Source organism: Pseudomonas sp. PDM14, from assembly GCF_014851905.1.
In the GTDB taxonomy this organism is placed as follows: Bacteria; Pseudomonadota; Gammaproteobacteria; order Pseudomonadales; family Pseudomonadaceae; genus Aquipseudomonas.
The window spans coordinates 2,469,323-2,481,705 of the sequence record NZ_JACVAQ010000001.1; the positions used below are offsets into that span (position 1 = coordinate 2,469,323).

General features: G+C 64.3%; 15 protein-coding genes. 14 read left to right on the top strand and 1 reads right to left on the bottom strand.

What is annotated here, in order from left to right:
* The first annotated feature begins 75 nt into the window (after positions 1-75).
* Genes IB229_RS11640 through secB form a run of 3 tightly spaced genes read left to right on the top strand, consistent with a single transcriptional unit; the run spans position 76 to position 1,258 of the window.
* On the top strand, positions 76-489 hold the full coding sequence (locus tag IB229_RS11640) for a rhodanese-like domain-containing protein (protein ID WP_192328730.1): 414 nt from the start codon (positions 76-78) through the stop codon (positions 487-489).
* Between the two features lies 1 nt (position 490).
* Positions 491-745, top strand: coding sequence for a glutaredoxin 3 (gene grxC / locus IB229_RS11645; protein ID WP_192328733.1), 255 nt, complete (start codon positions 491-493; stop codon positions 743-745).
* 36 nt (positions 746-781) lie between these two features.
* Entirely contained in the window at positions 782-1,258 is a 477-nt protein-coding gene (gene secB, locus IB229_RS11650; protein ID WP_192328736.1) for a protein-export chaperone SecB, read from the top strand.
* 59 nt (positions 1,259-1,317) lie between these two features.
* Here the strand turns inward: secB and trmL are convergent, their stop codons facing one another.
* Complete coding sequence (gene trmL / locus IB229_RS11655; RefSeq protein WP_192328739.1) at positions 1,318-1,779, bottom strand: tRNA (uridine(34)/cytosine(34)/5-carboxymethylaminomethyluridine(34)-2'-O)-methyltransferase TrmL; 462 nt, start codon at positions 1,777-1,779, stop codon at positions 1,318-1,320.
* Between the two features lie 146 nt (positions 1,780-1,925).
* On the opposite strand from trmL, the gene IB229_RS11660 reads away from it, so the two are divergent.
* The 11 genes from IB229_RS11660 (at position 1,926) to IB229_RS22100 (ending at position 12,380) form a co-directional block, all read left to right on the top strand.
* Positions 1,926-2,801, top strand: a complete 876-nt coding sequence (locus IB229_RS11660) for an MSHA biogenesis protein MshI (protein WP_225578951.1) — start codon at positions 1,926-1,928, stop codon at positions 2,799-2,801.
* On the top strand, positions 2,801-3,406 hold the full coding sequence (locus tag IB229_RS11665; protein WP_192328745.1) for a PilN domain-containing protein: 606 nt from the start codon (positions 2,801-2,803) through the stop codon (positions 3,404-3,406). Before IB229_RS11660 ends, IB229_RS11665 begins: the two co-directional genes overlap by 1 nt.
* Complete coding sequence (gene gspM, locus IB229_RS11670; RefSeq protein ID WP_192328748.1) at positions 3,403-4,104, top strand: type II secretion system protein GspM; 702 nt, start codon at positions 3,403-3,405, stop codon at positions 4,102-4,104. Before IB229_RS11665 ends, gspM begins: the two co-directional genes overlap by 4 nt.
* The gene (locus IB229_RS11675; protein ID WP_318652098.1) at positions 4,097-4,414 is read left to right on the top strand and encodes a Type II secretory pathway component; all 318 of its coding nucleotides are present in this window, start codon (positions 4,097-4,099) and stop codon (positions 4,412-4,414) included. The genes gspM and IB229_RS11675 overlap by 8 nt, the downstream gene beginning before the upstream one ends.
* A 5-nt stretch (positions 4,415-4,419) precedes the next feature.
* Complete coding sequence (locus tag IB229_RS11680) at positions 4,420-6,042, top strand: pilus (MSHA type) biogenesis protein MshL (RefSeq protein ID WP_225578952.1); 1,623 nt, start codon at positions 4,420-4,422, stop codon at positions 6,040-6,042.
* Between the two features lie 4 nt (positions 6,043-6,046).
* Positions 6,047-6,979, top strand: coding sequence for an ExeA family protein (locus tag IB229_RS11685; RefSeq protein WP_192328754.1), 933 nt, complete (start codon positions 6,047-6,049; stop codon positions 6,977-6,979).
* On the top strand, positions 6,976-8,334 hold the full coding sequence (locus IB229_RS11690; protein ID WP_192328757.1) for a tetratricopeptide repeat protein: 1,359 nt from the start codon (positions 6,976-6,978) through the stop codon (positions 8,332-8,334). Before IB229_RS11685 ends, IB229_RS11690 begins: the two co-directional genes overlap by 4 nt.
* Entirely contained in the window at positions 8,334-10,058 is a 1,725-nt protein-coding gene (locus tag IB229_RS11695) for a GspE/PulE family protein (protein ID WP_192328760.1), read from the top strand. Before IB229_RS11690 ends, IB229_RS11695 begins: the two co-directional genes overlap by 1 nt.
* A gap of 67 nt (positions 10,059-10,125) precedes the next feature.
* The gene (locus IB229_RS11700) at positions 10,126-11,361 is read left to right on the top strand and encodes a type II secretion system F family protein (RefSeq protein WP_192328763.1); all 1,236 of its coding nucleotides are present in this window, start codon (positions 10,126-10,128) and stop codon (positions 11,359-11,361) included.
* On the top strand, positions 11,358-11,885 hold the full coding sequence (locus IB229_RS11705; protein ID WP_192328767.1) for a hypothetical protein: 528 nt from the start codon (positions 11,358-11,360) through the stop codon (positions 11,883-11,885). The genes IB229_RS11700 and IB229_RS11705 overlap by 4 nt, the downstream gene beginning before the upstream one ends.
* A 9-nt stretch (positions 11,886-11,894) precedes the next feature.
* On the top strand, positions 11,895-12,380 hold the full coding sequence (locus tag IB229_RS22100) for a prepilin-type N-terminal cleavage/methylation domain-containing protein (protein ID WP_192328770.1): 486 nt from the start codon (positions 11,895-11,897) through the stop codon (positions 12,378-12,380).
* Positions 12,381-12,383: the final 3 nt, after the last annotated feature.

The following is a 12,383-nucleotide window of genomic DNA, read 5'->3' on the forward strand; positions in this document are numbered from 1 at the left end:
TCACCGCTGTGCGGGCTTGGCCGACCTGCGGGGCTGTGTATACTGGCCGGCATTTTACCGCTCTGGAACCCCGCGATGTTGGCCCACCTGATTGAATTTGCCACTAACCACTATGTATTGACCGGTTGCTTCGCCGTTCTGCTGGTATTGCTGATCGTCACCGAATTGCGCAAGGGCGGCAAAAGCCTGTCCAGCCGCGAGCTCACTGCGCTGGTCAACAGCGAGCAGGGCGTGGTGCTGGATATCCGCAACGCCAAGGATTTCTCTGCCGGCCATATCGTCGGCGCGATCAACATCCCGTTCGACAAGGTCGCCGCGCGCACCAGCGAGCTGGAAAAGCACAAGGCCAAGACCATCATCGTGGTCGACGCCATGGGGCAGCACGCTGGTGGTGTCGCGCGTGACCTGAAGAAAGCCGGCTTCACCGCGGCCAAGCTCGGCGGCGGCATCGCCACCTGGCGCGGCGACAACCTGCCCGTAGTCAAGTGACATGCAGCCGGTTGTGGTTTACTCCAGCGCCTGGTGCCCTTACTGCATCCGCGCCAAGCAGCTGCTGAGCAATAAAGGCGTGGCCTTCGAGGAGATCAGTGTCGATGGCCAGCCGCAGGTCCGCGCCGAAATGGTCCGCAAGGCCGGGCGCACTTCGGTGCCGCAGATCTGGATCGGCGAGCGCCATGTCGGTGGCTGCGATGACCTGTTCGCCCTTGAGCGCGCCGGCAAGCTGGATGCGCTGCTCAACGCCTGAACCCTTTCAGTAACCCAGTAACAAGAAGACTTTGCCATGACCGAACAAGCAAACAACGGCGCCGCCCAGGCCGAACAGGGCCCTCAGTTCTCCCTGCAGCGCATCTATGTGCGCGATCTGTCCTTCGAAGCGCCGAAGAGCCCGGAAATCTTCCGTCAGGAGTGGACCCCGAGCGTCGCGCTGGATCTCAACACCCGTCAGAAGCCGCTGGAAGGTGACTTCCACGAAGTCGTGCTGACCCTGTCCGTCACCGTGAAGAACGGCGAAGAAACCGCCTTCATCGCCGAAGTGCAGCAGGCCGGTATCTTCCTGATCAAGGGTCTGGACGCCGCGTCCATGAGCCACACCCTTGGCGCTTTCTGCCCGAACCTGCTGTTCCCGTACGCCCGTGAGGCGCTGGACAACCTCGTCACCCGCGGCTCGTTCCCGGCGCTGATGCTGGCTCCGGTGAACTTCGATGCCCTGTACGCCCAGGAGCTGCAGCGCATTCAGGGTGCCCAGGCCGAAGCCTGAGCCATCCCGACATGAAAAAGCGCCCCGCGGGGCGCTTTTTTTATGGCCGCAAAGCGGCCTTACTCCATGCAGAAACCATTCTGTCGCCAGGCCTCGTATACAGTCACGGCAACGGCGTTGGACAGGTTCAGGCTGCGGTTTCCCGGGCGCATCGGCATGCGCAGACGCTGTTCGTCGGGAATCTGCTCAAGAACTTCGGCAGGCAAGCCGCGACTCTCTGGGCCGAACAGCAGCAAATCGCCGCGCCGAAACTGCATCTGTGCGTAGCTGTGGCTGGCTTTTGTGGTGAATGCCAATATCCTGTCACTGGAAGTTTGTGTGATACAGTCAGCCAATGAATGGTGGCGTTTTAATGTCGCGTATTCGTGGTAGTCCAGCCCGGCACGGCGCAAGCGTTTGTCATCCAGCTCGAAACCCAGCGGCTCGATCAGGTGTAACTGACAGCCGGTGTTGGCACAAAGGCGAATGATGTTGCCGGTATTCGGGGGAATCTCGGGCTGGAACAGGACGACATGAAACATTGACGTGGCTCAGGGAGAGGGCTCGGGACAACATTCTACAGTGCGCCGCCATCCACTGTTGCCCTCGGGCATTGTGGGGCGGGGTCAGCAAGGGGAACGCGCTTTTGGTGTGGTTCGCAAAAAAAAGAAAAAAAGCGGACGGTCTGTTGGGGATCGAAACCGGTCCCGAAGGCATCGCCCTGGCCCGCGTGCTGCGAGTGCCGGGTGAGGCGCCGCAACTGCTCGATTGCCAGTTCCGCAAGGCCGCCCCGGCCGAACAGCCCGCTGTGCTGAAAGCGCTGGTTGCCGAACTCGGTGTTGCCGGCACCCGCGTCAACCTGTTGTTGCACCCCGCCAATTATCAGATGCACCTGCTCGACAGCCCCGACGTGCCGGGCGAAGACCTGCGCGCGGCGATGCGCTGGCGGGTCAAGGACCTCACCAGCGAGCCGCTCGATCAGGTGGTGGTCGATGCCTTCGCCCTGCCCACCGATGCCTACCGCGGCCGTTCGCGCATGGCCTACTGCGCACTGCTGTCGAAATCCCGCATGCACGCCTGGGACGAGATGATGAAGCAGGCCGGCCTGGAGCTGAGCAGCATCGACGTCACCGAAATGGCATTCCGCAACCTCGGCCTGCTGGCCGGCGCCGATGGCATGAACGTTGCGCTGATGCGTTTGCGCTCCAGTGAGGGCCTGATCTGCGTGCAGCACGGCGCCGATCTGTATATGGCGCGACGGATCGAACACGGCCTGAACCAAGCCGGGCAGGATTTCTCCGCGGTGACCCTGGAGATCCAGCGCTCCCTCGACTACTTCGAGAGCCAGCTGGGCAAGGGCTATATCAACCGCCTGCTGTTGCTGCCGATGAAGCGCGATGGCGCGCAGGCGCTGCAGGCGCTGGGCAGTGGCCTGGCCGTGAAGCTGCAGGCGCTGGACCTGCGTGAGCTGTTTCCCGGCCAGGATGCCGCGCAGCTCGACGAGATCGCGCAGGCCTATTGCGTCGCGGCTGTGGGTGCAGCGCTGCGTCAGGAGGCGCTGTGATGCAGAACCTCAACCTTTATCAGGTCGAAAGTGCCCAGCGCAGCGGTCCACAGCCGCAGCAGATGCTCATCGGTCTGGTCGCGCTGCTGTTCCTGTGCTTGTTGCACGGTTTCTGGCAGGGGTTTCAGGTGTACCGGGGCACTTCTACCGCCGCCGTGGCCGAAGCGCAGGCGCAGCAGGCCGAGCAGCAACTGATCGAGGCCAAGGCGCAGTTCATCGAGCCCCAGCTCAATCCCGATCTGCCCTTGCGCCTGGCCGATCAGGAAGCACGCAACCGTGAGCTGCAGCGCCTGATCAGCTACCTGGAAATCCTCGCGCGGCAGCAGCGTGTCGGCTTCGTCGCGCCGCTGGCTGCCCTGGCCGAGCAGCACCCGCCAAGTGGCTTGTGGCTGAATACCATCGTCCTTACCGAAGGCGGCACCGATCTGCGCCTCAAGGGCACCAGTCAGACCCAGGAGTTGCTGCCGGAATACCTGCAGCGGCTGAGCCAGAATGCGGTGTTCCAGGGGCGCCAGTTCGCCCGCTTCGATGTGCAGCGCGGCGATGATGCGTTGCTGCATTTCGACCTGTCCTCGCGCACGGACGACAAGGAGGAGACGCCATGAACAAGTGGCTGCAGCGCTGGCAGGGCCTGGCGCCACGCGAGCAATGGCTGGGCTATCTGGTCGGGCTGGTGATGGTCGGGCTGATCTACGTCCTGCTGGTCTCCGATCCGCTGGCCGTGCGCCTGAGCAAGCAGGAGGCTGACATCAAGCTGGCCGAGGCACGGCGCCTGGAGGCCGAGAACGGGTTGGCCGAACTGCAGGAAAAGCTCCGGGCCGATCCGAATGTCCCCTACAACACTGCACTACTGGCCGCCGACGCCAGTCGCGAGCAGCTGCTTGGTCAGATCGATCACAACACCAGCGAGCTGATCACCCCGGACAAGATGCGTGCGGTGCTCGAAGACCTGCTCAAGGGGCACAAGGGGCTGCATCTGGTCGGGCTGGAAAGCTTCAGCGAACCGGTGAAACTTGCAGACGCCGCTGCTCCCGCTGTCGCCGTCGAGGCAGCGCCGCCCGCGACCCCGCCCGCAGCGGCCAAGACCGATGCCGGTGTGACCCTGTACAAGCACGGCGTGCGTTTGCAGCTCGAAGGCGGTTACTTCGACCTGCTGCGCTACCTGCAGGCGATCCAGGGCACGCCCTGGAAACTCAACTGGGACAGCCTCGACTACCAGGTCGGTGAAGCAGGCCCGGGCCGTGCGCAGATCAGCCTGCAGCTGTATACCTTGAGCCGTCAGTCGGGGTGGGTCGGTGTTTAAAGCGTTTTTCTACAGCCTGCTGCTGTGCAGCGCCGTGGCCACTGCCGCGGCCATCGATCCGACGCAGCCGCCGGCCAACCTGCGCCCCGCTGCACAGGATGACAAGGCCGCGCCGGCACCCGTGCTGCAGGCCATTCTGCGTGGCGCCCAGGGCAGTCGCGCAGTCATCGCCGGGCGTGCTCTGCGCGTCGGTGATGAACATGCGGGGGCCCGTGTGCTGGCCATCCATCCGCACTCCGTATTGATCGAACGTCAGGGCCAGCGTGAGCTGCTGCGCCTGGCCGAACCCGTTTTGCAACCGAGCCGATGATGCCCATGATGCTGAAATCCCTGCCGAGCCTCGGCCTGCTTGGCCTGATCTGCCTGTTGAGCGCCTGCCAGACCTTCGAGGATGGCGACAAGCAACTGTACGAGCAGAGCAGCAAGCTGCTCGATGAGAGCCTGCGCCAGACCCAGGTCAAGGTCGCGCCGCCACCCGCCGTGCAGGCCGCGCTGATCCCGCCACTGAGCAGCGGTGTCGGCAGCTACACCAGCGGTCCGCGCTTCGATGTTGCGGCCAAGGACATGCCGGCGCGCGAGTTCTTCCTCAGCCTGATGGAAGGCGCTGGACAGAACCTGGTGGTGCACCCGGACGTCACCGGCACCATCACCTTCAGCCTGCGCCGCGTGACTCTCGAAGAAGTGCTTGCCGCCGTGCGCGACAGTTACGGCTACGACTTCCGCCGCACCGACTACGGCTACCAGATCCTGCCGAACCGGGCGATCACCCGCAGCTATGACCTCAACTACCTCAACCTGCAACGTATCGGCCAGTCCGATACCCGTGTCAGCTCCGGCCAGGTGGAAAGCACCGAAAACGGCAACGGCAGCAATAACAACAGCAGCAATAACAACAATGGCGGCAGCTCCAGCGGCGACCGCTCGGTGACCACCCTCAACGCCAGCCAGGTGCTGACCACCAGCAACGTCGACTTCTGGAAGGAAGTGCGCGACGTGGTTGCGATGATCGTCGGCGGCGAGCAGGGCAACAGCGTGGTGGTCAATCCGCAGGCCAGCATGCTGGTGGTGCGCGCCAACAGCGCCGATCAGGAGAACGTTGCTCGCTTCCTCGAGCAGGCACAGCGCAACCTGCAGCGCCAGGTGATCCTGGAAACCAAGATTCTCGAAGTGCAGCTCAACGACGGCTTCCAGGCCGGCATCAACTGGGAGCGCATCAGTGACAACGGCAACGTCGGCGGCGGTGTCGATGGCGATCTGTTGGACGGGCCGAACGGCATCGGTGGCGTGTTCAGCAGTGTGCTGCGTTTCGGTGACTTCACCGGGCTGATCCAACTGCTGGAAACCCAGGGCGAGGTGCGCGTGCTGTCCAGCCCGCGGATTTCCACGCTGAACAACCAGAAGGCGGTGATCAAGGTCGGTACCGACGAGTTCTTCGTCACCGAGGTCTCGTCCAACAGCAGTACCACCACAGTGGCCGGCGTTACCCAGCCGACCCAGGATGTCACCCTGACCCCGTTCTTCTCCGGCATCTCGCTGGACGTCACCCCGCAGATCGACCAGAGCGACTCCGTGACCCTGCATGTGCGTCCGACCGTCAGCCGCGTGCGTGACCAGAACAAGATCATCCAGCTCGGCGAAGACAATGTCTTCAACCTGCCGCTGGCGCTGTCCACCACACGCCAATCCGACTCCATCGTGCGTGCCCGCAGTGGCCAGGTGGTGGTGATCGGCGGTCTGCTGCAGAACAATAACGAGAACACCGACGCCAACGTGCCGTGGGCCAGTACCCTGCCGGTGGTTGGCAACCTGTTCAAGCAGCAGCGCAAGGCGCTGCAGCAGAGTGAGCTGGTGATTCTCATGCGCCCGCAGGTGGTCAACGATGAAGTCTGGTTGCAGGAACTGCGCAAGAGCGCGGAAACCTTCAAGGAACTGAGATAAGGCGATGTACGAAGCCTTTTTCGGCCTGCGCGAGAAACCCTTCGCGCTGACTCCGAACACCGAATTCCTGGTGCAGCTGGCGCCCTATCAGGCCTGCCTCAACCTGCTGCGCGTGGCCCTCGGTGAAGGCGAGGGCTTCATCAAGATCACCGGCGAAGTCGGCACCGGCAAGACCCTGCTGTGCCGCGCCCTGCTCAATCAGCTCGAAGACGAGCGCTATCAGCTGGCGTACCTGCCCAATCCGGGGATGAGCCCGGTGGGCCTGCGCCAGGCACTGGCCCGCGAGTTGGGTATCGAGAACATCGAGGACATGGACGCCCAGGGCGTGCTCGAAGCGCTGCACGTGCGCCTGATCGAGCTGGCAGCGACGGGCAAGAGCACGGTGGTGCTGATCGACGAAGCACAGGCCCTGCCGACCGCGACCCTGGAAGCCCTGCGTCTGCTGACCAACCTGGAAACCGAGCAGGCCAAGCTGTTGCAGGTGGTGCTGTTCGGCCAGCCCGAGCTGGATGCCACCCTGGAGCGCAACGAGTTCCGCCAGTTGCGCCAGCGCATCACCTTTTCCTACCGCCTGCGGGCGCTGGACGTGAAGGACACCCAGCGCTACCTCAATGAGCGCCTGGCCGTGGCCGGCTACCGCGGCGAGCCGCTGTTCAGCCCCTCGGCCGTACGCCGTCTGGTGCGGGGCAGCGGGGGGATTCCGCGGCTGCTCAATATCCTCGCGCACAAGGCGCTGATGGCAGCGTTTGGCGAAGGCCGACGCCAGGTTTCGGCTGGGCACGTGCGTCGTGCGCAGCTGGATACCGAAGGTGCGCAACCGTTTCTGCGGCAGAGCCCGCGCTGGCTGGGCTGGGGCCTGGCCGCCGGTGTGCTGTCGGTACTGCTGGTGGCGGGGGCCTGGCCCTGGCTGACGCAATGGCGGGAGTTGCTGCCATGAGCCTGGTCAACGACATGCTGCGTGATCTCGAAGAGCGTCGTGCCGCGCCCGGCGAGCGCCTGCAGCTGGATGGCCTGCACGCCGTGGATGAAGCCGGCGCGGCGCGGCGCGAGCGTTTCGAGCGCATTCGCCGCGGGTCGATCTGGTTCTGTGCGGTGCTTCTCGGTGGGCTGCTGGTTGGCCTGATGATCGGGCGCGTGGTCAAACAGATCGATCCGCTGCCAACGGCCCCTGCCGCACCTGCCGTGCCGGCAGCGGTGAGCGTGCCGCAGGTCCTCGACGTTCTGCCGCAGCACGATGCCCGTGGTCTGGTGCTGCAACTGCTGCTGGAGCGCTCGGTGCCCTACCAGCGCATCGAAGAAAGCGGCGCGATCAGCCTGCGTCTGCCGGGCATACAGCTGCAGGGCGAGGCCCAGCATGGCCGCGTGCAGCGCAATGGTCGCAGCCTGTCCTGGCGTGTGGAAAACCAGGGCGCGGACGTCCAGGTGCTGCTGGTCGGTCTCGGTGATGGTCTGGACGTGCGTGATCGTCTGGAGCCCGCTGGCGAGCGCTGGCTGCTGTGGATCGAGGTGCCGCTGAATGCATCCGAAGCGCCGCCCGAGGCCGCCGTCGAGCTGGACGACCTGCCGCCCGCCGTAGCTGCCGAACCCGTAGCCGAGCCGCTGGTGCCGGCCTGGGCCAGCGCGCCAGTGCCCGCCGCCCATGTGCCCGCTGTCGCGGCCGAACCGGCGCCGCCGGCGCGCGTCGAGCCGTTGCCTACGGGGCCGGCCGAAGTCAGCGTGAAACCGTATCGCCCGGACGCCCTCAGCCAGGCGCGTCAGGCCCTGGAAGACGGCGACTACCCGCGCTCGATCCGCGAACTTGAGACGCTGCATCGCGCGCAGCCGAGCAACCCCGAGGTCACTCGTTGGCTGGCCCGCGCCTACCTCGCCGGTGGCGAGCAGGAGCGCCTGCTGGCCTGGCTGCCGGGACAGTTGCAGGGGCTGCCGAAGGACAGCGAGCTGCGCCTGCTGCTAGCGCGCGCGCAGCTGCAGGCCGGGCAGACCCGCGCCGCCGTGGCGACGCTGGAGCAGAACCCGCCATCGTTGCTGCAGGAGCCGACCTACTTCGCCCTGCTCGCAGCCGTCTATCAGCAGACCGGGCAGTGGCGCGAGAGCGCCGCGCTGTATCGGCAGATGATCGAGCTGCGCCCGAATCAGGGCACCTGGCAGCTCGGCCTGGCCATTGCGCTGGAACAGCTTGATCAGTCCGCCGAAGCCGGCGGGCACTATCGCCTGGCCCTCAAGGGCCAAGGATTGGATGACAGCGCGCGGCGGTTCGCCAGCGAACGCGCCGCGGCGTTGGGAGGTCGTTGATGAGTCAGGAAGATGTACGCCAGCGCAAGGTGCGCCTGGGCGATCTGTTGATCCAGGCCGGGCTGATCAGTGACGCCCAGTTGCAGCTGGCGCTGCAGGATCAGAAACGCACCGGCTCAAAACTCGGCCGCACGGTGGTCGACCTCGGTTTCGTCGCCGAGGTGAAGCTGCTCACGGCGCTGTCCGAGCAGCTGAAAATTCCGTTCATCGAGCTCAAGCACTTCAAGTTCGACAACGCCCTGGTGCAGACCCTGCCCGAGGCGTTCGCCCGGCGTTTTCGCGCCATCGTCCTGTCCCGCGAAGGCGGTGGCTTGCTGGTGGGCATGTCCGACCCGCTCGACCTGTTCGCCCTCGACGAGATGGAGCGCATCCTCAAGGTCCGTGTACAGCCGGCTGTGGTGCGCGAGGCCGAGTTGCTGGCGACCCTCGACACGGTCTACCGGCGCACCAGCGAGATCGCCTCGATTGCCGGCGAGCTGGAAGGCGAACTGAAGGACAGTGACTTCGATCTGTCCAAGCTCGGCTCCGACAACAACACCGAAGCGCCGGTGGTGCGCCTACTGCAGACGTTGTTCGAAGACGCCGTGCAGATGAAGGCCTCGGACATCCACATCGAGCCCGACGAAGGCGTGGTGCGCATTCGCCAGCGCATCGACGGCGTGCTCAATGAACAGGTGATGAAGGAGGCGCGCGTCGCCTCGGCCCTGGTCATGCGCCTGAAGATCATGTCCGGCCTGGATATCTCCGAAAAGCGTCTGCCGCAGGATGGGCGCTTCAACATCCGGGTGAAGAACCGCGCGATCGACGTGCGGGTGTCAACCATGCCGGTGCAGTTCGGCGAATCGGTGGTGATGCGTCTGCTCGACCAGACCGGTGGGGTCTCGACCCTGGATGCCAGCGGCATGCCGCCGGACATGCTGGTGCGCTTCCGTCGCCTGCTGCAGCGCCCGTTCGGCCTGGTGCTGGTCACCGGGCCGACCGGCTCGGGCAAAACCACCACGCTGTACGCCGGCCTTGCCGAGCTGAACAGCCCGGAGAAGAAGATCATCACCGTGGAGGACCCGGTCGAGTACCGCCTGCCGCGGATCAACCAGGTGCAGGTCAACGCCAAGATCGACCTGAGCTTCGCCCGCGTGCTGCGCGCTGCCCTGCGTCAGGACCCGGACATCGTCCTGATCGGTGAAATGCGTGACCAGGAAACCGCCGAGATCGGCCTGCGCGCCGCCCTCACCGGTCACCTGGTGTTGTCCACCCTGCACACCAACGATGCGTTGACATCGGCCATGCGCCTGATCGACATGGGCGCCGAACCGTTCCTCGTCGCGACCTCGCTCAATGCGGTGCTGGCGCAGCGCCTGGTACGCCGCGTGTGCGAGAACTGCATGGAAGACCACGCGCCCGAGCCGCGGCAGCTGGTCTGGCTGGAGAATCTCTACCGTGCGCCGCTGGTGGGACGCACGTTCAAGCGCGGCGCCGGTTGCCACCAGTGCCACAACACCGGTTACGCCGGGCGTGTCGGCGTCTACGAGCTGCTGGAAATGGACGAGGGCATGGTCGCGGCGCTGCGCCGCAATGACCCGCAAGGCTTCGCCGAGGCGGCTCAGGCCAGCGCCAACTACCGACCGCTGGCCGCCTGTGCGCTGGACTACGCCCTGGCCGGGGTGACCAGCGTCGAGGAAGTCCTCAAGGTATGCGCTACCCTGACTGATGAGGTAGTTGCGTGATGAGGGGGAATTCCCGTTGCCCGGCAGTCGCTTCGCGACCGGCCCCTGAGCGGCGGAAAGCAGCGCCATGAGCCAGTTCCGTTACACCGGGCGCGACGCCCAGGGTGGCAAGATCAGTGGCACTCTGCAGGGTGCCAATAGTGACGCCGTGGCCAGTGAACTGCTCGCTCAGCGCATCACCCCGTTGACCATTGAGGAGCAGGCGCAGCAGGCCGATGACGACGTGTTTGCCGCGCTCAAAGAGCGCCTGCGCCGCAAGAGCGTCGACCTCGAAGAACTGATCATCTTCTGCCGGCAGATGTACAGCCTGAGCAAGGCCGGTGTGCCGATCATCCGCGCCATCGGCGGCCTCGGCGAGTCCCATCGCAACCTGTATTTTCGTGAAGTATTGCAGGAGGTACGCAGCGACCTCGAGGGCGGCATGAGCATGGCCGTGGCGCTGCACGCACACCCGAAGGTATTCGGCACACTGTTCATCAGCATGATCAGCGTCGGCGAAAACACCGGCCAGCTCGACCAGGCCTTCCGTCAGCTCTCCGGCTATCTGGAGATGGAGCGCGAAACGCGCAAGCGCATCAAGCAGGCTACGCGCTACCCGATGTTCGTCATGCTGGCCATGGTGGTCGCGCTGGTGGTGATCAACCTGTTCGTCATCCCGGCGTTTGCCAAGGTCTTCGAGCAGTTCCATGCGCAGCTGCCGCTGCCGACCCGCATCCTCATCGGCACCTCGCAGTTCTTCCAGGAGTACTGGTGGCTGATGGGGCTGGTTGTTGCGGGCGCTATTTACGCCTTTATCCGCTGGAAGCAAACCGACGCCGGCGCGCTGAAGTGGGACCAGATAAAGCTGCGCTTTCCTATCGTCGGTGGTGTGTTCGAGCGCATCGCCCTGGCGCGTTTCACCCGCACCTTCGCGATGATGTACAAGGCCGGCGTGCCGCTGTTGCAGACGCTGTCGATCAACAGCGCCAGCGTCGGCAACCTGTATATCGGCCGGGCTATTCTGAGCATGCGTGAAGGCGTCGAGCGCGGTGAGGCGTTGACCAGTACGGCGTCTACCAGTGGCCTGTTCACACCGCTGGTGTTGCAGATGATGGCGGTTGGCGAGGAAACCGGCGCGCTGGATGACCTGTTCATCGAGGTCGCTGACTTCTATGAACAAGAAGTGGACTACGACCTCAAGCAACTGGCTGACGCTATCGAGCCGATCCTGATCGTGGCGATGGGCATCATGGTGCTGGTTCTGGCGCTGGGTGTGTTTCTGCCGATGTGGGAACTCGCGTCTGCCGCCAAAGGTGGTGCTTGAGAGCGGATTACGAGACGGACTACACGGTGCGCCGCGCGCGCATCGTTGGCTGGAGCGTAATTGGTGTAATTGGCTTGGGCCTGGTGCTGGCGCTTGGCTGGAAGATTGCGGAAGTCAGTGAGCAGCGGGCGATGAACGCTACCCGTGAGCACCTGGCGGCCAGTTTGAGCAGCTTTTCCGCGGAGCGGGTCGCCAAGGATCAAGCGCTGGACGAGGGATGGACGAAGCGCAATCCCTTCGTGCTCTTGCGGTGGCAGCAGAGTAACTACTGCGGCGAGCTGGCGATGGCCGAGAAGCCGCGTCGCGGTTGCTGGTACTGGCTGCCACAGCAAGGCTGGGTGCTGTACCGCACGCGCTTTGGTGACGAATGGGCAAAAGACGCGGGTGAATTGCAGGTCTATCGAGTAAGAGCGGTTCCCAGGGAAATGTCGATTGGCTCACAATTCATGGGTGCGGCTTTTGCCATGGAGCTAGAGGAAGTACCCCGCGCGGAGATAACCGCGGCGGGCTGGATTAGTCACTGAGGAAGAGCAATGAAGAACAGCAAAGGTTTTACCCTGATCGAACTGGTGGTGGTGATCGTCATCCTCGGCATTCTGGCCGCCGTGGCGCTGCCGCGCTTCATGAACGCCACGCAGGACGCCCATCGTGCTGCTGTCGAAGGTGCGGGCGGTGCGCTGGCTTCTGCCGTGGTGCTGGTGCGTTCGCAGTGGGAAATCAACCGCAGCAAGGGCGTGGCTACCCCTAATGCCAACGTGGCTGGTTTCGGCAACAACGATGTGGATGTCAACGACAGCGGCTGGCCGCTCGGCACTGGCGGTACGCTTGATTGCGTCGGGCTCTGGGGTGCGCTTCTGCAAGGCTCCGCGCCTACCGTGGCTGCATCCGGCACCGGCGTTGACTATCTTGCCACCAGCCCCGCCAGCAATTGCGTTTACACCTATCAGGCTGATGGTGCCAACGACACCATTACCTATGAGCCTACAACCGGTGTCGTGAACACCGTTTTCACTGAATAACTC

Bases quoted from the DNA above. Each gene is read 5' to 3' on its own strand.
- trmL (WP_192328739.1), bottom strand. From the start codon at position 1,779: ATGTTTCATGTCGTCCTGTTCCAGCCCGAGATTCCCCCGAATACCGGC.
- grxC (WP_192328733.1), top strand. From the start codon at position 491: ATGCAGCCGGTTGTGGTTTACTCCAGCGCCTGGTGCCCTTACTGCATC.
- gspM (WP_192328748.1), top strand. From the start codon at position 3,403: ATGAACAAGTGGCTGCAGCGCTGGCAGGGCCTGGCGCCACGCGAGCAA.
- IB229_RS11700 (WP_192328763.1), top strand. From the start codon at position 10,126: ATGAGCCAGTTCCGTTACACCGGGCGCGACGCCCAGGGTGGCAAGATC.
- IB229_RS22100 (WP_192328770.1), top strand. From the start codon at position 11,895: ATGAAGAACAGCAAAGGTTTTACCCTGATCGAACTGGTGGTGGTGATC.
- IB229_RS11665 (WP_192328745.1), top strand. From the start codon at position 2,801: ATGCAGAACCTCAACCTTTATCAGGTCGAAAGTGCCCAGCGCAGCGGT.
- IB229_RS11695 (WP_192328760.1), top strand. From the start codon at position 8,334: ATGAGTCAGGAAGATGTACGCCAGCGCAAGGTGCGCCTGGGCGATCTG.
- IB229_RS11690 (WP_192328757.1), top strand. From the start codon at position 6,976: ATGAGCCTGGTCAACGACATGCTGCGTGATCTCGAAGAGCGTCGTGCC.
- IB229_RS11680 (WP_225578952.1), top strand. From the start codon at position 4,420: ATGATGCTGAAATCCCTGCCGAGCCTCGGCCTGCTTGGCCTGATCTGC.
- IB229_RS11685 (WP_192328754.1), top strand. From the start codon at position 6,047: ATGTACGAAGCCTTTTTCGGCCTGCGCGAGAAACCCTTCGCGCTGACT.
- IB229_RS11640 (WP_192328730.1), top strand. From the start codon at position 76: ATGTTGGCCCACCTGATTGAATTTGCCACTAACCACTATGTATTGACC.
- secB (WP_192328736.1), top strand. From the start codon at position 782: ATGACCGAACAAGCAAACAACGGCGCCGCCCAGGCCGAACAGGGCCCT.